Below are 24,743 nucleotides of genomic sequence, written 5' to 3'. Positions count from 1 at the left end.
AAAATTAAACGGCAATCGGTAAGGTAATAGGTAATCCGTGCAATCTTCGTTATCATCATGGGCTGGCTTCTTAACTCGGCTCGTCTATGTATCTACAGAATCTGCAACACTACTTTGGCTTTGATGGACTGCGTCCCGGTCAGGATGCGGTGATCCAACATGTCATCAATGGTCACTCTGCAGCGGCTATCTTCCCTACCGGTTCCGGTAAATCCCTGTGTTACCAATTACCGGCCCTCCAGCTACCACATTTGACTCTGGTGATATCACCATTGCTGGCATTGATGAAAGATCAACTGGATTTCCTGCATAGCAAAGGCATTGCTGCCGCGTCCATTGACTCCAGCCAAACGTGGGATGAAAGCCAGCAGGTGATGCAGGGCGTACGTAGTGGGCAAATCAAGATTCTGATGATCTCAGTCGAGCGACTGAATAACGAGCGTTTCCGTCACTTCATCTCACAAGTGCCAATCTCGATGTTAGTGGTGGATGAAGCGCACTGTATTTCTGAATGGGGCCACAATTTCCGTCCGGATTACCTGAAGTTGCCGCAATACCGTGCACAGCTGAATATTCCACAGGTCTTACTGCTGACGGCTACCGCGACACCGGCGGTTATCGAAGATATGCGGACAAAATTTGCGATTGCGCCAGAGCATGTGGTGGTCACCGGTTTCTACCGTTCAAATCTGGATTTGAATATTCTTCCGACCCCGCAGGAAGACAAAGCCGAAGCGCTGCTGAAACAATTAACACAAGCTGTACCGGTCGGATCGCCCGCTTTACCGACCATTGTATACGTGACCTTGCAGAAAACCGCTGAAGACTTAGCGCAATGGTTGTCACAACAAGGTTACACCGCACAAGCCTACCATGCGGGGATGGACAGTGAACAACGCCAACGTATTCAGCACGATTTTATGGCAGGCCACCATCACTGCATTATTGCCACGATCGCCTTTGGCATGGGCATCGACAAAGCAGATATTCGCCGCGTGATCCACTTTGATCTGCCTAAATCGATTGAAAACTACAGTCAGGAAATCGGCCGTGCCGGTCGAGACGGCAACATGTCGGAATGTATCCTATTGGGTAATCAATCGGGCTTGAATGTGTTGGAAAACTTTGTGTATGGGGACACGCCGGATCACACCGCTATCTCGCAACTGCTTTCGATCATGCTGGAACAGGCTCAACCGAGCCAAAACGGTCGCCAGTGGGAAGTGATTCAGCTGCGCCTGTCGAAAGAAACTAACATCCGCACGCTGCCACTCAAAACCCTGCTGGTGTATTTGGAGATGGCGAATATCATTGAGCCGCAATACACCTATTTTGCTGATTACCGTTTCAAACTGGAGCGTTCAGAGGCGGAAATCATCGGGCAATTCCAAGGCGAGCGCCAAACGTTCGTACAGCATATTTTCAGTGCGTCGAAAAAAGCCCGTACCTGGTACACCGTCGACTTTGATGCGCTATGGCAGATGGCACACGCCGAACGTAAACGCGTCGTCGCTGCGCTGGATTACTTTGCCGAGAAAGGCTGGATCACGCTGGAAAGTAAGCAGATGACCGACGTTTACCGCCTGTGCCGTGAAGATATTGATATCAACGCCGAGGCACAGCGCCTCTATCAACTGTTTGTCGATAAAGAGCACAGTGAAATTCAGCGTTTGAATGAGATGCTGGCCTTTTTTGAAAGTGACACCTGCCTGAGTCACCGCCTGGCACAGTATTTTGCCGATCATCAGGCCCCTGCTGAGTGCGGCCATTGCTCGGTCTGTCGCGGACACATCGCACAGTTGCCAAAAGAAACCGAACAAGCCCCTGTGTCTCATAACATGCTAAAAGCGTGGGTCGATCCCTTTATTGCCGCCTGCCCGGCCATGCCGTCTGCGGCAGCAATTACCCGCTTTTTGTGTGGCATGGCCACGCCACTGCATACGCAGATCAAGGCACGTCAGTTGTCTGGCTTTGGCAAAATGGAGGCCTACCCTTTCCAAATGATTGCCGAGCAAATCAGCCAACTTTACCCGCATGTCGTGAAGGATTAACCGCCTCCCGTCTAAATCCTAAATACTGGATACTCGGTACCAGATACTAGGCGCTATGAGCAATGACACAGCATATTGTGTCATTGCTTATTTATCCCTTTCAGGCAGTTAGCTTCTTTTCCCAAATTAAGTGATAAAAAACGCCCGTTTTATGAAAGTTCTCCATCAGGCGCAGGTCTACTATAGCGATGTGAATAATCCTATTAGTAAACACGAGGAAGCCATGATGAAAACCCTACTTCTATCAGTAGTAATGGTCGCTTGCAGTACCGCATCTTATGCGTTTACCCGTGAAAATAATCAAGCCTCTCAATATATTAATGCCGGTGTCAGTGACTCACGTGAAGGCGCTTACCGTCAGGGTCAAACACTGGCCAATAACATCCGCAGCGAATCCCCACGCAAACTGAAACGTACTCTGGGCATTTACGAATACGGGTTGAAAACCAACTCAATCAAAGTCGACAATTCTCACATTCAGGTCGACGAATTTTCCAATGCCAAAGGCGAAGTTAAATACCGCGCCATTGTAAACGTAGACTATAGCTACGATACGTTTGAATCGGACAATCGTTAGTCAAACACAACCAGCTAAAAGCCACGGCATACTGAAATGCTGCTCATCACGGGCGGCATTTCAAAATTTGTCATATGAAATGCACATTCAACCGTAGCGATCTTGGTCACAACGTTTTAGAATGGCTCTATATTCCCAAGTAACCTCAATCTTAGTGTTGATATAGCTTGGTATAACATAATGAAGATAGAGTGAAGCCATGACAAACAACGATCAAGAATTCCAAACCTGCGAAGCCTGTGGTGTATCAGCTGAAATGGGCTTTATCATCAAAGAAGGTGATGACGTTGCGGAAGTAAAAATCTTTGCTAGCAACAAAGCTGCGCTTGAAGGCGAACTAGCGAACTACTTAGCACTTGCGAAGGAAGTGAACGCTAACTTCAAACACGAAGTCACTCCGCTTGAAGACGACAGCACTGAACTGACAGCCCGTATCCAGTTTGAATGCAGCGCAGAAAAACTGATTTACGAACTGAAAACACGCTCTCTGATCCGTTAAGCGATCTCACTGCTTGTTTATGGCGCGGGATAGCTCTGCGCCGACATGAAGCCAATACATGCTCGTATTGGCTTTTCTTTTTGGGTCATACTCTCCTCCGTCTACGCAACCACTCTCCTTGCCTCAAAAAGCGTTTTCTCCACCTTTTGTTACTGTATATCTTCAACTAGACTCATAAATTCAGCGCATTTTTTATTCTTTATGCATATTTTGCGGTTGCTTTTATCGCCAAATTGTATGAGAGTAGATAACATTATGAATCTTTAAGCACATGATGTGTGGATGTCTCATGTAGGACATCATGTTTAGAAAGGGAGAGTTCGATGAAAAGTAATAAAGCACGAGTCATTTCCAACTGGAAACCTAACAACGATCGTGAATCTGCCGCACTCCGTGAATTTTTGATGCAGGAAATGGGCGCATCCACCCCGCATCACCAAGGCGGTACAGGCAAATTAGCCCCAGATTCTGGTCGCTTAATTCGCTAAGCCATCACTAAACACTAACGCTTTCCACAGCCCGATATGAGTCAGTACGTGTGTGCTGACTCGGGTTAATGACCTCGCGTGCAGACTCTGACATGACACGCAAGAAAACAGCCAATCCTGTTCCCCAAGATTGGCTGTTCGTTTATCTAAAAGTGCTTAAAACAAGTGCTTAAGACGCGCGATGAAGCGTGGCGATAATACGCCTAACCAGGGCTAACCCAGATGCTTCATGGCTTCGCGTTTACTCAATGCCGACAACGCCTTCTCATGCGTTGCCACAAATGCTCGCACGTAATCCGGATCCGTCTTCGCGTACTCTCGCAGTACCCACCCAATCGCTTTCTGAATGAAAAACTCGGATTCATGTGCCAGCAGCAAAATGGTTTCCGTTAACAACGCCACATTAGTCTGCGACTTGTGTTTAAGGTGAGCCAGCAACGACGCTCGGCGCAGCCACATATTGTCGTCTTCACGCCACGCCACCAGCTCCGCTTCCAATTCCGGGTAGGCCAGCACTAAGGGGCCGACTAAATTCGAGGCAATTTTGTCCACCGTGTCCCAATGCGTAGCGGTGCTGAGCATTTCCGCATAAATCTCAAACGCTTCTCGCGTACGAAATGCCTTGTAGTATTCCGCCACATCCATCGCTAAATACTGCTCTTCGCGGTTCTCGCCTGACCATAACCACAGCACCAGACGCTGGTATTCCACAAAGCGCGTGATCTTCGTGTGCGCTCGTGCCTGACGGAAAATGGCTTTGCGCTCTGGCATCTTCACCCCATAAAAGGGTTGATCGGTTTTCATGTACGCTTGCATCGCTTTTGCGGTGTCGGCATTGCCCGCTTCAGCCATGCGTTGTTGCATGAATATCACCATAGGAATAACAAGTGACATCAAAAACTTCCTTTTACTTCTTTTTTCGTATTGGAGCACAGATTAATAGGCAATGCTATCGGTGAAACTGGCGGCAAACACCAGACCGCCATGTCACAACACAAACTCGACGGACAAAGATTGACGCAACGTTGGTGCAAGGTTGACGCGAAGTTGACGAATGATACGCCGATACCTACGTTTAAATATGAAACACACAATGACAAAAATTGAACAACAAATAAATGCATGACCTCCAGCATGACTGCTGGCTTTTACAGCACACCGCCTCCTCTCTTACTCAGGCAAGGATACCGAAGTATGGATCCCAGAGACGTCACCACCATTGAAGATGCCAAGCGTATTGTTGAAGCACGCCAATTGACACATGTGAAAGTAGGCCTGTTCGACAACGATGGCGTAATGCGCGGCAAATACATGTCTAAGGCCAAATTCTTTTCCTCGCTCGATAAGGGCTTTTCCTTTTGTGATGTGGTGTTGGGCTGGGATGTTAAAGATCAGCTCTATGACAACACCCGCTACACCGGCTGGCACACCGGGTATCCGGATGCTCCGGTGCGCATTCTGCCCGCCAGTTGCCGAGACGTGCTGGATGAAGACGGCATGTTACTGTTCATCGCCGAATTTGCTGGCGACGCAGAAGCGGTATGTCCCCGTGGCGTGTTACATCGTGTCATCGACAAAGCACACCGCATGGGGTTGATCCCACACGCTGCTTTTGAGTATGAATTCTTTCTGTTCAATGAAACGCCCCACTCTATTCGTGCCAAAGGATTCCGCAATCTGGAAACGGTGACGCCGGATTGGTTCGGCTATTCCATGATCCGCAATTCCACCTATTCCGATTTGTATCAGCGCATTCTTGCCATGACCGAAACCATGGACTTTCCGCTGGAAGGGATCCACTCAGAAACTGGGCCAGGCGTCATAGAAGCCGCTTTGAATGTTGATCATGCTCTCCATGCTGCCGATAAAGCCGCATTATTCAAAACCTACATGAAAGTGCTGGCACAAAAAGAAAACATGATGGCGACCTTCATGGCCAAATGGAGCAATGACTACCCCGGCCAAAGTGGTCATATCCATTTGTCTCTGCAGAATGATGACGGCAGCAGTGCCTTCTTTGAGGAAAACACCCCGCATCACATGAGTGAACTTCAGCGCCATTTCCTTGCCGGCCAACAGCGACTCATGCCTGAGTTATTGCCCATGGTAGCCCCGTCCATTAACAGCTACCGCCGTATGATCCCCGGATTTTGGGCGCCAACAGATGCCACTTGGGGTATTGAAAATCGCACCACCGCCCTGCGCGTGATCACCGGCAGTCCGAGCAGCCAACGCATTGAATACCGCATTGGTGCGGCGGATGCGAACCCGTATTTGGCCTTGGCGGTCGCGTTGGGCTCCGGCTTATTGGGCATCGAGCACGGTTGGGAGCCACATGCCCCCATCGAAGGCAATGCCTACTCACAGAGCCATGCCAGTGAATTAGCATTACCCCGTTCGCTGTGGGATGCCACCCAACGATTCAAACACTCAGACGCTGCCAAGCAATTATTTGGGGATGATTTTGTCGAGCACTTTGCGGCCTCCCGCGAATGGGAAGAACAAGAATGCCGCAAGCATGTGTCTGATTGGGAGCTCAACCGCTACTTTGAAATCATTTAGGGAGGAGTGCGTATGCGTCGTTCCGAGACTGATCGCGCTAGCCAACACAACAATCAACAGGCTAGCCATCATACGAGTCACAGCAGTGACAGCCAGACCATTCAGAACACGGTCTCTCCCGTTGATGGGCGCGTCGTCGCGTCTGTCACATTAGCTAACTTTCAAGACATGGATCGTACGCTGGATACAGCTAATCAGGCTCAACGCCAATGGCGACGCGTCCCTCTCGCCGAGCGAAAACAATATTGTCAGCATGCCATTGAGGCCTTACTCAGCCATACACCGGCCATTGCCAAAGAAATTGCCTGGATGATGGGACGTCCTATTCGCCATGCCGCCAGTGAAATGCGCGGCGTGGAAGAGCGTGCGCTGGCCATGATTGAAATGAGTGAGCAAGCACTTGCCTCTTACCATTTACCGGATAAGCCCGGCTTTACCCGCTTCATCACCCGCGAACCGTTAGGCACCATTTTCGTCATTGCCCCTTGGAATTACCCGTACCTCACCGCCATTAACTCCATTATTCCGGCGCTGCTGGCGGGCAACAGCGTGATCTTCAAATCTTCTTCCCAAACACCGCTGGTAGCACTGCGATTACAGCAAGCCTTTAACGATGCGGGCTTACCCAACGGCGTCTTCCAACATATTCACCTGAATCACAAAAATACTGCCATCATGGTGGCCAGTGAACGTCTTCAACATGTGGTGTTTACCGGTTCGGAAAGAGGCGGTGTCGAGATAGAAAAGGCGGCGGCCGGTCACTTTCATACATTAGGGTTAGAATTAGGCGGCAAAGATCCGGCCTATGTCTGTGCTGATGCCGATCTCGACCATGCCGTCAAAACCGTGGTGGATGGGGCGCTGTATAACGCAGGCCAGTCGTGCTGCGGCATTGAGCGAGTGTATGTGGATGCCGACATTCATGATGTGTTTGTGGACAAAGTCACCGCCATGGTCAACCGCTATCGCCTGAATAACCCGCTGGATGAATACACCACATTAGGCCCGTTAGTCAGTACCCAAGCAGCAGATAATGTGCGTCAACAATTACGAGAAGCCATCGCCATGGGCGCGGTGGGCCACATTGTCGAATCCAACTTTCCGCTTAGCCGCGAAGGCACGCCATATCTCGCCCCGCAAGTGTTAACACACGTCACGCACAAAATGCGCATCATGCAGGAAGAAACCTTCGGCCCGGTGATCCCGATTCATAAAGTGGATTATTGTGATGAAGCCATCGCCCTGATGAACGACAGTCCCTACGGCCTCACGGCCAGCGTTTTCACCCGAGATATTGCCCGCGCCATGAAAATCGGTAATGCCTTAGAGACTGGCACTTTCTTCGTCAATCGTTGTGATTATCTGGACCCGGGACTGGCATGGGTGGGCACGAAACGATCCGGCAAAGGCTACGCGCTCTCACACATGGGGTTTGAAACGTTAACCCGTCCGAAATCTTTTCACATCAAGCACCCATAGGCCACACCATGAGTACGTTGCATTGGCACTTTCCCACTGAAATCGCCGTCGGTGAACATATCAGCCAACACCTGCCCCATTACTGCGAGCAGGCCAATATTCAAAATCCCTTTTTTGTGGTGGATCCACAGCTGCTCACAACGCCACTCATTCAAGGGCTGCTTGCACCGTTTAAGCCAGCAGAAAACAGCGTCTTCAGCCAATTCAACGGCGAGCCAACAGAGGCGCATATTACCGAGGCGATTCAAGCCTGTCGCAGCGCACAACATGACGGCGTAATTGGCATCGGCGGCGGTTCAGCTATCGACATCGCCAAGGCTATCGCCTTATTAACGCCACAGCCTTGTGATCTTCCCAACGACCTGTGGGCATTTGAAGATGGCACCGTTACACCACCGTCTTATCCACTTGCACCCTTGTTGCCCACCATTGCCATCCCTACCACCGCAGGTACAGGCTCGGAAGTGGGACGATCCTCGGTGATAACAGACAGCGGTAGCCAACGTAAACGGATTCTGTTTCATCCTGACATGGTGCCACGCTGGGTCTTGCTCGATCCTATGCTCACTCTATCACTGCCCACCCACCTCACGGCTGCCACTGGGTTGGATGCTCTGTCCCACAATCTTGAGGCCTATTGCAGCGCCAATTATCACCCAATGGCCGAAGCGGTTGGATTGGAAGGTATTCGGCTCATTCAACAATTTCTGCCCGTGGTTTATCAAGATGGTCAGGACGTACAAGCGCGCACCCAAATGCTCATCGCTGCCAGCATGGGCGCCACAGCTTTTCAAAAAGGCTTGGGTGCCATGCATGCCTTGTCCCACACACTCGGCGCGACCTACCATCAGCACCATGGCCTGCTGAATGCAGTACTGATGCCCTACGTGCTGTGTGCTAACCACCGTTATTTACATGAGAAAATGGCACGCTTGGCGCGCTATCTCGACTTACCCGAACAGGATTTTCGCGCCGTCTTAGATTGGATATTGGCATTACGACAACAGCTAGCGATTCCCCACACATTGGCCGATCTCGGCCTGAACGATCTGGATACTCAAGCATTAGGTGAAAAGGCGCATCACGATCCGGCCGCACAAGGTAACCCTATTCATCTGTCACCATCGCAATACAGCACCATCCTTGAACATGCCATGCGAGGAACGCTGGATATTTAGGCCACCGGACAATTAATCGATACCGGTAAAGCCCATGCCTGTAGCAAGAATGCTCAACTGTCTCAGGTTGCAATACGCTAAGATAGATTGCGATGAGGTAATCAAAAGAGACAGGCCGATGATTCTGGGGATTTTACTGTGTGATGATGTGCGAGAACCGTTACAAACCGACCATGGTAACTACCCTGAGATGTTTACCCAGCTGTTTGAACAAGTCGATACCCGTGTGCAGCTGCGCTTTTATCGGGTCATTGATGGGCAATACCCGGAATCGCTCGATGAATGTGATGGATACCTGATTGGCGGCAGCCGTTTCAGTGTTTATGACAATACCCGCTGGATTGTTACCCTGACCGCGTTTGTGCAGCGTCTCTCTCAACAGCATATTCCATTGGTGGGCATTTGCTTCGGGCATCAAATGCTGGCGTGGGCACTTGGTGGGGATGTCACTCGCTCAGACAAAGGATGGGGCATCGGCGTACATCAAGCCACGTTCAATGCCCATGAAGCGCTTCAACACAGTTGGCTCCCTGAAGCGCTGGATAAATATGCTCTGGTGGTTAGCCATCAAGATCAAGTGCTAACATTGCCCCCTCATGCCACCATTTTAGCCGGTAGTCCTTTTTGTCCTAACGCCATGATGCTCGTGGGTGACTACTGTTTAGGGATTCAAGGCCACCCGGAATTTACCACACACTACAGTCAAGATCTCATCACGTTACGCCGTGCACTGTACCCAGAGAAAACTGCCAATAACGCGCTGAATTCTCTTTTGGCACATACGCATCATCTTGATATTGCTCAGGTCATCATCAGCTTTATCAAGTCGCGATTGCTGAGGGTGCAAGACTAACTACACGCTGAAAAAGGGACTTACTTGTGTGTGGCAGCCGTTGCAATGTTCTTCAATGCTTGCGTGATTTTCCCCAGCAATGTGTCACAGCCTGAAATATTATGGCGAGAGAACAAATAAACAGGATCGTTATACGTCAACCAAACATCACCATTTGCTGACTCACTGATCAACATTTTTTGTGGTAAATCGATGCCAACTTGCTGCTTACAAGCCATTAATGGCGAACCTACTTTCGGGTTACCGAAAATCACTAATTCTGTGGGACGTAATGGAACATCGATCTGATTTGCGGCTCCGCCATGATCAATACGCGCAAAAACATTCATGCCTTTTTGTTTCAGAATTGCTTCCAGCTTATTGGCGGTGTCCTTCACACTCAGGGCACTTTTCACACGTACTAATCCATCACTCGCAAGCAACAGTTGCTGTGCTTCAACGGCATCTTCAGACTGTGCAAAACACGCTGCACTCATCAGTAATCCCAATCCCACCATGATTGTCGTTATTCGCATCATTCCCCCCATTCTCAGGATCATTCACTCATCGTTAAGCATTTCTCTATGCATTACGCAACTTGCACACATGCGTGACACGCCTGCTCTTTCAAATGCTGAAAGTGTAGATCATGACAAAGACGCCGACTCAACATTCCTCCAAAATGCAGGCGTAAAAAAAAAGCGCGATATACATACCGCGCCTTATCGTGCTCAAATTAAGCAAATTATTGCCGAGTTACTGTCGAATGTGCTTACACCGTCACCGTCACTTTTTTCGCTAACGACATGGCGAGATTATTGTCGTAGTACGCCGCTTCATTAATAAAATGCGGATAGGCTTCGTAATCACCGTCCCAGTAAATCACGGTGCCATCAAACAAAGTAAAGAGTGGATCACCGTGACGCAGTACCTTGAAATCCGCATCTTGTACGTTGCGGTGTACCATGCCGATACGCTCACCTTGCTCGCTCTCTGGCAACTTCAGCGTTTCATGGTATTTAAAGGCTTCAAATGTAGCAGGCAGTGCTGGCACCTCATTGCGATTGAATAAATCAATGAAATCCAAGATGTGCTTGGTCATTTCATCCATCCAATCCAGTACATCCTGACGGATCACAGATTGCGGCTGCGGCCCCACTTCCACGATCACGCCCTGATCGGCGATAGAGCACAAGAAATGGTGTTCAGTCATAGAAACCTGATCTTCCAATACCACAATAGCGTCCGCCATATTGGCTTTCACATACGCCCCTAATTGGCGGTTAAAGGTATCCTGACGCAACAAGATCAGAGAAGCCCCCATGTTGCTGGTGGTGTTATGCAGGTCGATAATGAAATCTGTTTTAGCATCGCCTTTTGGCCCCAACTGCGCGTTGATGGCTTTGGCGCGGCTTTGCTCATAATTCGCCAGATCAGGATTCGCCAGATCGTCAAGACCAAACTGGCGATTCATATCACAATCGAGGTAGCGTTTGTTCGCTTCAAACGCCTGAGGGTTGGCAAATACCGTCTGGGTGGAAAAACTGCCACGGGTGATATCGCTCGCCTGCTGCTGCCATTTGCGTAGCAGGTAAATACCGCTGAATTCATTGCCGTGGGTACCGCCAACAATGGCGACGTTATTGATGCGCTTCGTCCTTGTAGTCACAATTTGGGCTCACTCTGTATGATGATGAGAAAGTTTTACCCAACGAATACCAGTTTCATGCGTGTTTTTCCAGCAAAAACAGCAAAGTTGACGATATAAATAACACAGTCCGTGGCTATGCCGGACGCATCTGTGCCAATTTCAGGTAAGCATGCAGCTCACCGTTTTTGTATTCAATCGCGGAATGAATACTGCTGCCTTGATTGGCGACAACGGCACAACGATAGGTGTTGTCCCCTTTTTCGATATATAGCTCAATCAAACCGTCCACCAGCTGCCATTCACCGTGGGTTTTCTCTCGCTTGAACAGGGTAAATTCTTCCAATGTGCCATTGGGGTGCAAAATCAACTCAGTGATGTAACCAGCACTACAGGTTTTGATCCAGCGCTGTGACGCCACTTCATTACGCTGAAAATTGCGCTTGGTGGCTAACCACTGATTCAGCGCCTGCTGCTCTTCCGCTTCGGGTTGCGGTAAGGCGTCTAACGCTAATAACCGAACACGCGCCGACTCACGATAAAACAGTTGCAACAGTTGCTGTGTTTTTTTTGCCATTGATTCGCTCCCTACAATCAGACAATACAGGCGTAAGTACCTGCAGATGAAGAGTAATGTAGAGGCAGGAAGAGGATAAATCTAGCGATAGTCAGAGAAGGTCACGATAATGCTACCGGCTTCAAAAGTTGACCTTACCACGCAAGGCTTTTGTTTGACCTCGCTGCGATTTTTTATCCATGCGACGACGCTGTGAGGCGCGAGTCGGCTTGGTGGCATGACGGGCACGTTGTTGCACTACCGCCCCACGAATGAACTCCGCCAAACGCTGCAGCGCATCTTCACGGTTCTGCTCTTGGGTACGAAATTGCTGCGCTTTAATGATGATCACGCCTTCTTTGGTGATACGACTGTCAGATAACGCCAGTAAGCGCTCTTTGTAAAATGGCGGCAACGTTGAACGATGGATATCAAAACGCAGATGGATGGCACTGGACACTTTATTCACATTCTGACCACCGGCACCTTGTGCGCGGATCGCCGTCAGTTCAATTTCCCAATCAGCCAGTTGTACGGAATTAGAAATGGTTAACATGGTACCTCAACACTTAAATGGATGTGCAGAGTATACCCTGTGATTGGCAAATCGCGCACGCCCCTCATTCCCTATCACATACTGCGACCCGTATACAAAAGCCAAAGATCGCATTGTGTCGATCCAGAAGATCAATAGGCGGCTCAAGGAAGCACAGAGAAATCACAACGTTTAGCAGTCCGTTGCCGACGACAGTGTGCAGAGCAATATTTTACCTGCTCCCAACAAGCCGCCCACTTCTTACGCCATGTAAAAGGGCGCAAACAGACGACACACACTTTTTGTGGTAGGTGTGTTTTATTCATGGCAGATGCCTCCCGCGCATGCAGAGTTTTTGATTGACTCTTCATACGTCAGTAAAGCACCGCACGTTCACTACTCACACAGAGATGGGCGTGAGAACACTTATCCGAGTTTAAAAATCTGCGCCATCAGCAACAGCCAGAGTCCCACACCCATGACGGCATAGAAGCTAAACAGCAGACAGACTTTGAGTTTATGAAGAAAGCACGATAACAACATACGAACCTCCCATTGCACACCCGACGCGTTACCGACATGGCAACACCTTTAACGCAAATCTTGAACAGAAAACAGGAACACCAACGCTTAAATGCAACACCACTTTAACATTGCTGACAAAGGGCTGAATAAGAGGCAGATCACTCTCTGATCCAAAAAAGAAAATACGGATGAAATTTGAGAACGAGGCAGCATTTTTGTTGCCTGATGGATGATAGAGGAAAGAAGGCAATGAACCTGCCTTTACGCCAAAAACGCTAAGACAGGTATCTATTACGGGTATCACTTAAAGGTACTGACTGTGTCGCTACACCCTCGCAAAACGAAGGCAAAGGCGAGATTGCGCATGCTACCGCTTAAGATTCGCTGACGGTAAACGCTTCTGGGGCTTGTTCGCTATCCTGACCAATCAATAAGCTGTTTTCTGAACGTGATTTGGTACGGAACTGCATGGGTGTGATGCCATATTTACGTTTAAACACATCACAAAAATACGCTGAACTGCCAAAGCCCGAACGGTGGCTCACTTGCAGCACCGAATAGTTTGAAAACGTCAGGTAATTCAATGCGACCCCCATCCTGACGTCCAAGACCAACTGGCTGAATGAGATCCCTTCTTTTGACAAGTGGCGACGCAATGTCGACGGGGTCGTAAACAAGCGGTTAGCCACTTCAGACATGGTCCACTTGTTCTGTGGCTCCTGCATGATAATGCGGGCAATAGTGCGCTCTTTCGGCTCATCGTAGTTATAACGCAAGGTGTTATACAGATCGATCCCCTGCTCTGCGATGGCTTTCAAAATGAAATACAGGCTTTGATTCAGAAACACCGATTCCAGCGACTGCTGCGGTAAGTGTGGTAGCACCTGCTGAATCAATTGAAATTGCTGACGCACGCTTTCAGGCGTATTCAGCGCATAGATACGCTCACGCTGGTTTTGCGCGCTGTTTTTAGCAATATATTGGATACTGCGCAGCAGTTCGGACAGCACTTCTTCATCAACCATGACTTTTTGAATAAGCAAAGGCTGAGACGTCGCTGAGATATTGCAAGAGACATAGCTGTAGTTTGGCACTATGAACAACACATCTTCGCCAATCTCAATCTCGTCCCCATTGATCGAGACTACCCCCCGGCCGTTTTGCACACGAACCAGTAAACTCTCATCGATATAGAATTCTTTCAGGGTGATATGTTGTTCAGATATCAGTTGATCATATTTCATGGGCCATCACTCTATGAACAATGACGAGATTATCCTTCTGTTTTTAATAGTTTTTTCTATTAATTCAACAGAAAAGCACGCAGTCACTGCATACAAAACAGCTAAATTATATGGACAAGCCGCTATAAAATCCCTCCAAAAATGCATATATAAGGCATGAATTCAATATATCTGAATCTCTTGCGCACATTTCTATATCACTTGAGTATGTATCATCAAGTTTACGACAAGATACAAAAACACCCCGGTAAACCGAGGTGTTTTCTCTTTACTGAATCATCTCTGTATTTAGAACGCGTATTCTGCTTCCAGACCCCAGTTACGGCCTGGTTGTGTACGGCGATCTAAACCGCTCTTGTCTTTGTCAAAACCAGCAACATCATTGTAATCCCAGTACTTCACATCAAAGGCATTGAACAGGCCAGCACGCACGGTCAAATCCTTCATTGGACGGTAGTAAGCTGTCACATCTGTCACGGCATAACCCGGCGCTTTTACATTATCAATGCCGTTAGCGTTGCTCCAGTCATCGCCGGATTTGCCTGCCACCGCTTTCATTGACACTTTACCGCCGTAACTGTCATCCACGTTGGCATAACCCACCGCCACGTACGCCGTCAGCGGTGCAACGGTATCAATAGCATCACCGGTATCTTTGTCTTTCCCTTTGGCGTACGCCAGGCTCATGTCAGAGTACATACCCACCGGTGCGCCCGCGAGCGTCGCCAGATCCACCTGTGCAGACACTTCCGCCCCGTAAATTTCAGCGCGGTTAATGTTCTGTGTTGTCCACACTTCTTTGCTGGATGGATCGCTAGGATCTTCACCTTCAATCATGCGATCTTCAATGAAGTTTTTGTAGTCGTTGTAGAACACCGACATCGCCACACGACCATATGCGTTATTGATACGCAGACCCGCTTCATACGAGGTGCTTTCTTCCGCTTCCAGATCCGGGTTAGGAATAAATGTCACCCCCTGATCGTAGAAGTAGTACAAGTCTTGCAATGTCGGCGCTTTAAAGCCTTGGCTCACCTGCGCAAACGTACTGTAGGTCTCGTTCCAATGGTACACCGCCCCCAAACGACCTGTGAGTGCATCATTCTTGCCTTCTTCATAGTCACTGTCGCCTTTTGGTTTCGAGCGGAACGCGTCGTAACGCAGACCGGCGTTCAAGACCAGTGCTTCATCCATCAGGAACATCTGATCCTGAACGAAGATGCCCCACTTTTCCGATTCCGCGTTTGGCACTTCTGGAGACGCATCCGTCGCTACCCCCGTATCACGGTCAATATTGCGGTAATCCAGTGTGAACTCATTGGTGACGTAGTTCACGCCATACACCACTTCGTGGTAACTGTTTTCCAGCTCAAAGGCTTTGTTGAACTGAACATCAGCCTGCCAGGATTCATCCTGACCATTACGCTGACGGTTACGGTTTTGCGAACTGAAAACCGAGCCATTTTTCTTGATGGTCAGATTATCCAGATTATCGTGATTTGATTCGGTTTTCAGGTAAGCGACACGCCAATCCAGTTTATCGAAAGCCGCGTTATTGGCCTGCCACTCGTGCTCAAAACTGTAACGTTGGCGTTTGTCTGCATCTTCCGCTCGGGTATCGGAATACTCATACACCGTTGGCCCCATGTTGATGGTGTCGCCTTCATCCGACAAACGCGTCACATCTTGATCACGGTTAAAGGATTCAATAGAAATGCCAACACGGTGCGCATCGTTGATTTGATAAAAAGCTTTCGCAAGAATGTTATTGGAATCAAAATCTAACGGATCTGCCGCACCACGATCTTCACCGGTAATATCCGGGCCACCGTAAGTCTTGGTCTCATGGCCTTGACGGTAGGTGTACATCAACAAGGTTTCCAGATCACCCGTACGGTTCGCCACCGTTGCTGTGCTCTTGAAACTATCGTCCACACTGTAATAACCGGTCTTGATGCTCGCGTGGGTATCATCCCCTTCTTTCGCCAACAGATCCGACGGATTCTTGGTACGCATGATCACCGCACCGGCCAGTGCGTCACTGCCGTACAGGCTGGAGATCGGGCCTTTGTTGATTTCAATACGCTGCAAGGTGTCGGTTTCAAACGTGTTGTTGTATTTGCGCATCACGTCTGCACCTGGGTTGTAAGTACCCGGCATTTCTACGCCATCCACAATGGTTTTTACGTAGTTCTCGTCACGACCACGGATATTAAAACCACTCAAACCAAAGCGGCCATTGCCTGACATAGACACACCTGGCTCTGCCTCCACCGCTTGTTTCAAGTTCTGGGCCAGATCATTGTCAATGTCGTCGCTGGTGACCACATCCACGGAAGCGGCAACGTCACGCACACTCTGTTCGCTTCGGGTTGCCGAGACAACAACTTCATCAAAGGTATAAACATCCTGAGCCACTGCACTGCCAGAGCAGAGTAGACCCACCAACAACGCCAGTTTATTTTTTTTGATTGTCATCATATATTCACTCTTGTGTTTAGGCATAGCGATGCCATTACGCTGGAAACAGCGCTCACTTTCCTGTTATTAATATAAAGCGGGGTAAATGGTTTTTACTAAAAGTCGTTCTTACTCATCTCGTTTTCTCCTCTGCACGCTTACCATGACAGAAAGAATAAGCAATACGTAAAAATAGCTTTTGGTAAAACATGTCACACAGGGCATTACCGATATATTGCTTGATGATGGCACCAACACTCAAAATATAAGAGTAACGTTTCACCTTAATATATCTTCACCAATGACACTTTATTATTCATATTATTTGTAAGCTATGTCGCGCAGCACAATGCACTCGCCAACCATTATGGCGAGTGCACATCGTTTATGCTGTCATAAATGAATCAATGTTGTCTGATTATCCGTTTTGATGCGCTTTCATATTTTGTACGTGCCCTTCATCTAAGTGCACGACAGAAAGCAGATCTTCACCGGTTACATCAAAAGCTTGGCCAAAACCTTTTACATAACGGCCAATGACCGGGTTTAAGCGATACAGGTGAAAATCACCCAATTGGCTCAGGTTACCAATCATCTCTCCAAGGCGGGTTTCCATCACATCGATGGCGGTTTTCCAATGTTCCGAATCACGGTCAACCAGTTCCGCTTGCGTATCAAAAGACAGGCGACGACGAGCGAAAATAGTGCGCGCTTCGCTTTCATCTTCAATCATCATAATAGAAACCGCTTTACACGCTTTTAAATTACGACCGTGCTGAGCCAAGTCACTCACCAAAATATAATATCCCTGCTCAGAGAAAGCGAAAGGGGCATAACTGGTGTGAGGTTTCCCGTCTTTATCGACTGTTCCTAATTGCAATGTTTTTCGTGCATCACGAAACTCTTGAATTTCTGGCCCTAATCGGTTTTGTAGGCGTTCTGCTTTATCCATCATTGTGCCAGTTCCTTTTTCATGTCATTAAACAGTGCAATTTGTTCTGGGAATAATTGGCGTTTTTTGTCACGACCCAAATAAATTTTAAAGACACAATGACCCGTCTGATCATAGAAGCCAATATAATGGCTTTCTGTTCCACGGAATGGTTTGCTGACAAACGCAATGTCCGAGACCAAATCTACACGCAGGTGACCATTTAATTGGCCGTCACGTCCCATCAAGTTGTAGTAACCGTGTGCCACTTTACCTTTCGGGAAATCCGCTTTGAACTCAAACACCGAACCACCCGAATGGACAATCGTCGTTACCTTGCCCCATGTTGGCATGGCTTCCAAAATCGTTTGTGCCAATGTGCCTTCGGCATGAGTGACCATGGTCTCTGGCAATGCCAGGGTAATTTCCCCTTCCGTTAAATTCAGTGCGTCGGCCATGTTTGACACGGGGGTATGTTCATCTTCCGCCAGGTACGCGGCAACACGTGCCTTCGTTTCTTCGGTAACAGTAATGGTGGGTTGCATGCTCTTGCTTCTCCTAAACGGCCTTACTTTCTTCATTATTCATCACAACGAAAACTCAACTTATGCGGCCATCGTCGTGTTGTTGTTCTGTAATACTTCAATCAGGTTTTGTGCCAGCGTCACGGCCCAGAATTGCCCGGCGAGTGTCAGCGACAGGTAACCGTGTTGGCCGTCTTGCTCTAAGGTCACTAATCCGTTTTTCTGCCATACCGCGAATAACGGCGTTAATGCTTGGAACATTCCTGCCCCTGCTACGCGATCCAATTGACGCTGCGACAACACACCGGCATCAAACCCAGACTTAATCATGGCAGACACCGCTTTATCTGCCGGTGCCATCATCAGCATAGTCACGGGGTGCTGCTTGGCCTTAATCGCCGCGATGTAACTGTCCATATCGCGGTTTTGCATCATCTGACAGCCATTGATATTGCCGCCTGCACCCGCCCCCAATGGCATGATCTCTGCCGTGGTCTTGGCTAATGAATTATAGATACTGCGTTCGCGGTTATCAGAAGCCCAGTGATTCACACTCAAACGACGCTGATGGTGCTTCGCCATAAAGGCCACGCCCATCTCAAACATGCTTGCTTTCATCTGGGTGTCAGCAGGATGCGGTAACTTACCTTGCTCAACCATGCGCGCCATCGGCAAGCCCTGCATTTCAATCAATTGATACAAGTCGACACCGTGAGCACCGGAATCCAGATAGTCATGCAAGTCTTGTTGCCAAATCTCTAATGTTTGATGCGGTAAGCCGTACAGTAAATCCAGTACAATCGGCGCAGCGTTGTATGACGCCAAACGGTTGATGGTTTCCAGCACGGTGTCACGATCATCAAAGCGTTTCGCACTTTTACGCACATCAGTATTAAAGCTTTGCACACCAAACGAGAAACGGTTAACGCCAGCTTCTAACGCGGCTTCAAACTTATCCAGTCCAAAACGGTTAACACGCCCTTCAAGGGTGGTTTCACAATCCGGCGTCAACGGGAAATGGCGGCGCACATCTGACACTAAATCGTGGATATGGCCTGCAGAGAGATCGGTAGGTGTACCGCCACCAATGTAGACTGCTTGAAATGGTGCCGCTTGTGTCCAGGCCTCAGCGGCTTTCCAGCGAATTTCTTCGCGCAGTGCCTCCATATAGGTATCAATCAGTGATTTACTGGAGGCGTATTGGAAGAAGTTGCAGTACGTACAACGCACACGACAAAAAGGGATATGGATATACAAACAGCGTGGGGCATGTGTATCGCTGGGCACTAGCGCATGGGCTTTTTGCAACGAAGATTGAATGGCGTCGCCAGTAATGGGACGTGTCATCCCGCCAGCATGGGCACTTTTCTTGCGCTGGAATGCGAAACGAAGCGGATCAGGCGTATCTCGTCCCACCAGCTCTACATCATGTAAATCAAACTTCATCGCCTGAACAACCTCTACGATCTCTACTACAGATAAACAGGCCTTGTTTTTTTCCTGCCTGTTTTCAATTCGTTGCTATAATATCGATCACAAAAGAGAATGCAACTGATAATTGATCTCATTACTATTCCCATGCATAATGCTCACACTTTTGATTACTTCACAACGCAGGAGAGAGTGTGAACACTCGGCGGTACGTAGTTTGTGGTGTCGTTTCTATTGCACTACACAGTTTGGCGATTTCAGCCCAACAACCTGTTCAAGAAATCTTTGCCGTTGAGGACACGCAAACCGGGCAACGCGTGGCTATTCAGTTGGTTGCCAGAGCAACGCAGGCTGAACCACCTGCCCCTGAGCTGAAGCCTGAACCTGAGCCAAAAGTCGTTCAGCCGACGCCTCAGCCACCTGCACCGAAACCGGTTAAACCCGACGTCAAACAACCGGCACCCAAGAAGGTGGTAAAAGCCGTACCGAAGCCTAAGCCGACACCTAAACCAGAGCCAAGACCGGAGCCAAAGCCGAAAACGGTAAAGCCACCGGTCACTCAAGCCGTTAAAAAAACGGAAAAAAAGGTAGTTGAACCAATCAAGAAGCCGCGCCCTCAGCGTCCTGTCAGTGAAAACCCGAATCCGGTGACACCACACCCTATGGCCAATGCGGACATGAATCAGGCAAAGGACAGTGCACCAAAACTGATTGATCGCCCCACGTTTAAGGTGCGACCGACACAACCGACTTACCCGCGCATAGCAAGGCGAAAAGGACTGGAAGGCAATGTGTTGCTGGAAGTCTGGCTTGATGAAAAAGGCGAGCAAACCCGACTTGAAATCGCAAAAAGCTCCGGCCATGCCGTGCTTGATGAGGCGGCCATGAAGGCCGTGAAGAAATGGCGTTTTAACGGTTATCAGGAAAACGGTACCCGTTTGGCGCATCGCGTGAAAATCCCTGTTCGTTTTAATTTGGACTGATCATGTTAAACCTAGAATTTTTCTCCTCTATCCACGCTCAGCTTGGCCTGATGACCTGGCCACTGACACTGCTTTCTGTACTGATGATGATGCTGATCATTGAACGCCTTATCTTTGTAGCCCTTAACAGCAAGACGAACAGTAGAAACTTGCAACGTGAATTGGATCAACTCTCTCTCAAAGATGACAGTCAATTAGAACAGTACGTTGCGGCCCACCAGCATGACAAAAATACCCTCTCACAAGGGTTATGCATGTTGATCGGTCACCGTGAATTCACCAAATCCCTGCGCGAAGAAGCAGTCAGCATCTGGCTGCAGAAAAAGCGCCGCCAATTCACTTCTGGCTTAAAGCTACTCAATATTATTGGCGTACTCAGCCCGTTGATCGGCCTGTTGGGTACCGTGCTAGGCCTGATTGAAATGTTTAAAGGCCTGTCTTCCACCCAAGGGGCGATTTCTCCGGCGGAATTGGCCGATGGGTTGGGTCTGGCCATGGCGACTACAGCGGCGGGCTTGCTCATTGCCCTGCCAGCGATTGCCTCTTCACAACTCTTTTCTCTGTGGGCGGATAAAACACTGGCAAAGATTGAGTACATTCTGAATCACTTCAATCTGCATTTGGCGGGTGTGTCTTTCAATGATAACGGCATTTGTCCGGTGCAAACCTGTACCACGCCATGTGCCAGCCAGCACACAACTGAAGCAACGAAACACTGCCAAACGCACAGCGCCAATGATGCGCCGCGCTTTAACCCAACGGAAAACGTCGCATGATTCAGTCTCGTCCAGCGAACGATGAATCCTCCTTCGTTCCCGATTTAACGCCCCTGCTCGATATCATTTTTATCGTGATGGTGTTTTTGTTGCTCACCGCCAACATTCAAATCCAAACGATGGAAGTGGCGATACCACAGACAGAAGAAAGCAAGGTACTCAGCCCTGCCGATGAGGACATGCTCGCGATTACCGTTCTCGCCGGTGAAGCGTCATGGGCACTGCAAGGAACGCCTTACCCTGATTGGGCAAGCTTTACGGCGGCCTTCATGGAAAACCGTCAAAGCCACCCGAATAAACCCGTTGTCATTGCGGCAGACAAACAAGCCAGTGTTGAGAACATGCTGAAGGTGTTGGCCTTTTTGCAAAGTAACAACATCAATGCCACCAATATTGTTATGGAAGAAGAATAATCATGTCACACCGTCACTCAAACAAAACCTATAAACACAAAGCGTATAAAAACGTCGTCAAAAACACGTTCACCACTGCCGCCCTGCTGGTGGCCACATTATGCAGCCCGCTATCCATGGCAGAAACACCACGCATTATCAGTGCAGGCTCTACCGTCACGGAACTGCTGTTCGCTTTAGGGGCAGACAAAGACGTTGTCGCGGTGGATCTCACCAGTCGTCATGCATTAGCCGGTCGTGATATTCCCGTGGTGGGCTACCACCGACAGCTGACACCAGAAGGCTTGCTCGCCCTGAATCCCACACATTTGATTGGCTCGCCGGACATGGGGCCGGATACCACGCTGAAATTACTGCAATCTGGCGGCGTCACCATCACGACACTGCCTACCGGCAATACCCTGACCGACTTTAACCAGCGCGTTGATACGCTGGCGGATCTCACTGATACCGAGGCCAAAGGGGAAGCCATCAAAACCGACATCGCACAGAAAGTAACAAAACTCAAAGAAGCCGCCCCTGCGCACAAACCCAAGGTCATGTTCATGATGATTTCTGATGGCCGTCCGCTGACCGTCGCCGGTGATGAAACGACAGTCAATACCGTGATTGAGCTAGCCGGCGGCGTGAACCCTGCCGCTGCCACAACCACCAGCTATAAACCGCTGTCTTCAGAAGCCATTGTAGAAATGCAGCCGGATTACATTTTGATTTCTCAGCGTACGTTGGATCAACTAAACGGCATCGAAGGTGTGCTGGCACAACAACCACTGTTGGCCGCGACGCCTGCCGTGCAGAACGGCAACATCGTACCGATTCAAGGTGCGGCTATTTTGGGCGGATTTGGTCTGGCAAGCTTGGATTTAGCGACCTCACTCAATGCTGCCTTTACTGATACACAGGCTGTTGCCAATACGAAGTAGAACACACCGAACATGATGAACGATATTATGACCCGCCGCGTACCCGTACGCTTATTACTGGTAATGATGGCGATGTTGCTTTACGTCGCGGTGGTCAGCTCCATTGCTTTAGGCCCGATGGACATTGGCTTTATGGCAAGCATGAAAGCCTTGATGCCGCTGGATGTGTTGTCTCACGTTGAATTACCCAATTATGCGACGGTGATTATTCAGCAAGTACGCTTGCCGCGTACCCTGCTGGCCATTGCGATTGGTGGCATTCTGGCAATTTGTGGCACGGTCATGCAGGGGTTATTCCGTAACCCACTGGCTGATCCCGGTATCATTGGCGTGTCGGCCGGTGCTTCCCTCGGGGCAGCGATTGCCATCGTGGTGTTCGGCGGCATGATTGAAAACACCGTCTTACTGACACTCGGTACCGTGCCGGTATTCGCTTTTATCGGCGGTGCGGTGGCGACCTTTGCCATTTACTATCTGGGCACCAGCCAGCAAGGCACCTCTGTCACGATCATGCTGTTAGCGGGGGTTGCGCTCGGTGCCATGGCAGGCGCTGCGCTCGGCTTACTTAACTATTTTGCGGACGATCAAGCCCTGCGTGACTTGTCACTGTGGACCATGGGCTCGCTGGCGGGCGCGTCTTGGGATGCCATCGTATTGGCGTATGTCTCATTGGCCATCTTAGCGGTCTGCTACCAGCGTCAGGCGAAAGCATTAAACGCTCTATTGCTGGGTGAAGCGGAAGCACGGCACCTTGGCATTGATGTACAGCGCCTGAAGCGCAACCTGATTTTGCTGACCGCTGCGGGTGTCGGTATTACGGTCGCCCTGTCCGGCATGATTGGTTTTATCGGCTTGGTGATCCCACACATCGGTCGCATGCTGATTGGCCCGGATCACCGCTCACTGCTGCCAGTCTCACTGGTATTAGGTGGGTTTGTCCTACTGGTGGCCGACATGATCGCCCGCACCGTTGTTGCGCCGCTTGAGATCCCGGTTGGGATCATCACTGCCGCCATTGGTGCCCCCTTCTTCCTGAGCTTACTGCTGAAACAACGAGGTCGCTTAGCCTGATGTCTATTGAAATCAATCATGTTTCCCTCAAGCTGGGCAATAAAGTCTTACTGGATAACGTGTCGACCGCGTTTCATGCCGGTCAGTTGACCATTATTCTGGGTCCGAATGGCACCGGGAAAAGTAGCTTGCTGAAAATCATCACGCAGGAATGGGAGACACAAGGAAACCTACGCTTCTTCGGCAGAGCCGCACAAGACTGGAAACCGGCTGAGCTGGCAGCCTCGTTAGGTGTACTGCCTCAATCGAGCTCACTGACGTTTGCATTTACCGTGACAGAAGTGGTCGAACTGGGTGGCCTTGCGCTCAGTGCCCCACAGCGACAGATTGCCGCTATTGCGCAGGAGAATATGCAGAAGACGGATGTCGCCCATCTGGCGCAACGCCTTTATCCCAGCTTGTCGGGCGGTGAGAAACAGCGTGTCCATTTAGCGCGTATTCTGACTCAACTTTCGGGCTCCTCCCGCCCACCGATTTTACTGCTGGATGAACCGACCTCCGCATTAGATATTGGCCACCAGCACAAAACGCTGCAATTGGCCAAAGCCCAAGCGCAGGCAGGGGCAACTGTAGTGGCAGTGATCCATGATTTGAATCTGGCTGCGCAGTATGCCGATCGTATTCTGATCTTAAATCACGGCCATATCGTGGCAGATGGCACACCGGCAGAAGTGTTGGTCGCTGATACCATTGAGGACGTCTATGGCTGGCCGGTGCAGGTGATCCCTCACCCGACCGAAGCCTACCCGGTGGTCATGTCATAAGGTACATACCTGCTTAGCCGCATGACTTACACGTTAAGACCCGCCTGATGAGCGGGTCTTTTATTATCTCCCTTCTTTATCTATCCCTCTTCTTTGTCTCTCTTCGTCTATTTCTGTTTCTTTCCCTCAGCCTCTTGGCTTATGAGGTTCTCGGAGGCTGGGCTGATTATTACGAAATGGTAATAATCATTTCCAAATTAGGGGGATTATCAAATTTTCTCCACGCCCTATACTGGCACCAACAAAACGACACGGCGATACAGCAAGTCAACAAAGACTCAACTACGCTTGTG

At 49.4% G+C, this 24,743-nt stretch carries 25 protein-coding genes; 14 read left to right on the top strand and 11 right to left on the bottom strand.

Translation table 11 applies throughout. From position 1 onward, the window contains the following. Nucleotides 1–86: 86 nt before the first annotated feature. The 4 genes from ABT58_RS04215 to ABT58_RS24170 all read left to right on the top strand — a co-directional run bounded on the left by ABT58_RS04215 (nt 87) and on the right by ABT58_RS24170 (nt 3,615). Nucleotides 87–2,051: a RecQ family ATP-dependent DNA helicase gene (locus ABT58_RS04215; protein WP_047873122.1), complete on the top strand. Its 1,965-nt coding sequence runs from the start codon at nt 87–89 to the stop codon at nt 2,049–2,051. 226 nt (nt 2,052–2,277) lie between these two features. Next, the gene (locus ABT58_RS04210; RefSeq protein WP_047873121.1) at nt 2,278–2,628 is read left to right on the top strand and encodes a DUF3316 domain-containing protein; all 351 of its coding nucleotides are present in this window, start codon (nt 2,278–2,280) and stop codon (nt 2,626–2,628) included. A 199-nt stretch (nt 2,629–2,827) separates the two neighbouring features. Continuing rightward, nucleotides 2,828–3,127 carry a YfcZ/YiiS family protein gene (locus tag ABT58_RS04205; RefSeq protein WP_047873120.1) on the top strand — a complete coding sequence of 100 codons (300 nt, stop codon included), beginning with the start codon at nt 2,828–2,830 and terminating at the stop codon, nt 3,125–3,127. A 323-nt stretch (nt 3,128–3,450) separates the two neighbouring features. Further along, a complete protein-coding gene (locus ABT58_RS24170) occupies nt 3,451–3,615 on the top strand; it encodes a hypothetical protein (RefSeq protein WP_169749953.1) in 165 nt (54 codons plus the stop codon). Nucleotides 3,616–3,828: 213 nt separating this feature from the next. Here the strand turns inward: ABT58_RS24170 and ABT58_RS04200 are convergent, their stop codons facing one another. Continuing rightward, complete coding sequence (locus ABT58_RS04200) at nt 3,829–4,509, bottom strand: DNA alkylation repair protein (RefSeq protein ID WP_047873119.1); 681 nt, start codon at nt 4,507–4,509, stop codon at nt 3,829–3,831. A gap of 300 nt (nt 4,510–4,809) precedes the next feature. Between ABT58_RS04200 and ABT58_RS04195 the strand changes: the two genes are divergently transcribed. The 4 genes from ABT58_RS04195 to ABT58_RS04180 all read left to right on the top strand — a co-directional run bounded on the left by ABT58_RS04195 (nt 4,810) and on the right by ABT58_RS04180 (nt 9,687). Continuing rightward, nucleotides 4,810–6,177: a glutamine synthetase family protein gene (locus ABT58_RS04195; RefSeq protein WP_047873118.1), complete on the top strand. Its 1,368-nt coding sequence runs from the start codon at nt 4,810–4,812 to the stop codon at nt 6,175–6,177. Nucleotides 6,178–6,189: 12 nt separating this feature from the next. Further along, nucleotides 6,190–7,656, top strand: a complete 1,467-nt coding sequence (locus tag ABT58_RS04190) for an aldehyde dehydrogenase family protein (protein ID WP_082210951.1) — start codon at nt 6,190–6,192, stop codon at nt 7,654–7,656. An 8-nt stretch (nt 7,657–7,664) separates the two neighbouring features. After that, entirely contained in the window at nt 7,665–8,834 is a 1,170-nt protein-coding gene (locus tag ABT58_RS04185) for an iron-containing alcohol dehydrogenase (protein ID WP_047873117.1), read from the top strand. Between the two features lie 118 nt (nt 8,835–8,952). After that, nucleotides 8,953–9,687: a glutamine amidotransferase-related protein gene (locus tag ABT58_RS04180; RefSeq protein ID WP_047873116.1), complete on the top strand. Its 735-nt coding sequence runs from the start codon at nt 8,953–8,955 to the stop codon at nt 9,685–9,687. Between the two features lie 20 nt (nt 9,688–9,707). Here the strand turns inward: ABT58_RS04180 and ABT58_RS04175 are convergent, their stop codons facing one another. The 10 genes from ABT58_RS04175 to hutW form a co-directional block, all read right to left on the bottom strand. Continuing rightward, nucleotides 9,708–10,163, bottom strand: a complete 456-nt coding sequence (locus tag ABT58_RS04175) for a DUF302 domain-containing protein (protein ID WP_047873572.1) — start codon at nt 10,161–10,163, stop codon at nt 9,708–9,710. A 275-nt stretch (nt 10,164–10,438) separates the two neighbouring features. Next, complete coding sequence (locus ABT58_RS04170) at nt 10,439–11,335, bottom strand: aspartoacylase (protein WP_047873115.1); 897 nt, start codon at nt 11,333–11,335, stop codon at nt 10,439–10,441. A 115-nt stretch (nt 11,336–11,450) separates the two neighbouring features. Further along, nucleotides 11,451–11,891, bottom strand: coding sequence for a hypothetical protein (locus tag ABT58_RS04165; RefSeq protein ID WP_047873114.1), 441 nt, complete (start codon nt 11,889–11,891; stop codon nt 11,451–11,453). Nucleotides 11,892–12,012: 121 nt separating this feature from the next. Beyond that, nucleotides 12,013–12,426: an alternative ribosome rescue aminoacyl-tRNA hydrolase ArfB gene (gene arfB, locus ABT58_RS04160; RefSeq protein ID WP_047873113.1), complete on the bottom strand. Its 414-nt coding sequence runs from the start codon at nt 12,424–12,426 to the stop codon at nt 12,013–12,015. A 143-nt stretch (nt 12,427–12,569) separates the two neighbouring features. After that, a complete protein-coding gene (locus ABT58_RS23665) occupies nt 12,570–12,731 on the bottom strand; it encodes a DUF2256 domain-containing protein (protein WP_082210995.1) in 162 nt (53 codons plus the stop codon). A 573-nt stretch (nt 12,732–13,304) separates the two neighbouring features. Continuing rightward, entirely contained in the window at nt 13,305–14,174 is an 870-nt protein-coding gene (locus tag ABT58_RS04155) for an AraC family transcriptional regulator (RefSeq protein ID WP_047873112.1), read from the bottom strand. 288 nt (nt 14,175–14,462) lie between these two features. Beyond that, nucleotides 14,463–16,652, bottom strand: coding sequence for a TonB-dependent hemoglobin/transferrin/lactoferrin family receptor (locus ABT58_RS04150; protein WP_047873571.1), 2,190 nt, complete (start codon nt 16,650–16,652; stop codon nt 14,463–14,465). 400 nt (nt 16,653–17,052) lie between these two features. Further along, complete coding sequence (hutZ, locus tag ABT58_RS04145) at nt 17,053–17,589, bottom strand: heme utilization protein HutZ (protein ID WP_047873111.1); 537 nt, start codon at nt 17,587–17,589, stop codon at nt 17,053–17,055. Then, entirely contained in the window at nt 17,586–18,110 is a 525-nt protein-coding gene (hutX, locus tag ABT58_RS04140; RefSeq protein WP_047873110.1) for a heme utilization cystosolic carrier protein HutX, read from the bottom strand. Before hutX ends, hutZ begins: the two co-directional genes overlap by 4 nt. A 60-nt stretch (nt 18,111–18,170) precedes the next feature. After that, nucleotides 18,171–19,535, bottom strand: coding sequence for a heme anaerobic degradation radical SAM methyltransferase ChuW/HutW (gene hutW, locus ABT58_RS04135; RefSeq protein ID WP_047873109.1), 1,365 nt, complete (start codon nt 19,533–19,535; stop codon nt 18,171–18,173). 179 nt (nt 19,536–19,714) lie between these two features. On the opposite strand from hutW, the gene ABT58_RS04130 reads away from it, so the two are divergent. Genes ABT58_RS04130 through ABT58_RS04105 form a run of 6 tightly spaced genes read left to right on the top strand, consistent with a single transcriptional unit; the run spans nt 19,715 to nt 24,450 of the window. After that, a complete protein-coding gene (locus tag ABT58_RS04130) occupies nt 19,715–20,503 on the top strand; it encodes an energy transducer TonB (RefSeq protein ID WP_047873108.1) in 789 nt (262 codons plus the stop codon). 2 nt (nt 20,504–20,505) lie between these two features. Further along, nucleotides 20,506–21,279 carry a MotA/TolQ/ExbB proton channel family protein gene (locus ABT58_RS04125; RefSeq protein WP_082210950.1) on the top strand — a complete coding sequence of 258 codons (774 nt, stop codon included), beginning with the start codon at nt 20,506–20,508 and terminating at the stop codon, nt 21,277–21,279. Further along, nucleotides 21,276–21,692 carry an ExbD/TolR family protein gene (locus tag ABT58_RS04120; protein ID WP_047873107.1) on the top strand — a complete coding sequence of 139 codons (417 nt, stop codon included), beginning with the start codon at nt 21,276–21,278 and terminating at the stop codon, nt 21,690–21,692. The genes ABT58_RS04125 and ABT58_RS04120 overlap by 4 nt, the downstream gene beginning before the upstream one ends. Before the next feature lie 2 nt (nt 21,693–21,694). Next, nucleotides 21,695–22,615: a heme/hemin ABC transporter substrate-binding protein gene (locus ABT58_RS04115; RefSeq protein WP_082210949.1), complete on the top strand. Its 921-nt coding sequence runs from the start codon at nt 21,695–21,697 to the stop codon at nt 22,613–22,615. A gap of 15 nt (nt 22,616–22,630) precedes the next feature. After that, the gene (locus tag ABT58_RS04110; protein WP_047873568.1) at nt 22,631–23,686 is read left to right on the top strand and encodes a FecCD family ABC transporter permease; all 1,056 of its coding nucleotides are present in this window, start codon (nt 22,631–22,633) and stop codon (nt 23,684–23,686) included. Next, nucleotides 23,686–24,450: a heme ABC transporter ATP-binding protein gene (locus tag ABT58_RS04105; protein ID WP_047873106.1), complete on the top strand. Its 765-nt coding sequence runs from the start codon at nt 23,686–23,688 to the stop codon at nt 24,448–24,450. The genes ABT58_RS04110 and ABT58_RS04105 overlap by 1 nt, the downstream gene beginning before the upstream one ends. Nucleotides 24,451–24,743: the final 293 nt, after the last annotated feature.

This window comes from Photobacterium aphoticum (assembly GCF_001029435.1).
GTDB lineage: Bacteria > Pseudomonadota > Gammaproteobacteria > Enterobacterales > Vibrionaceae > Photobacterium > Photobacterium aphoticum.
Note: the sequence above shows the minus strand (reverse complement) of the source record. Positions and strands in the feature narration are given on the sequence as shown.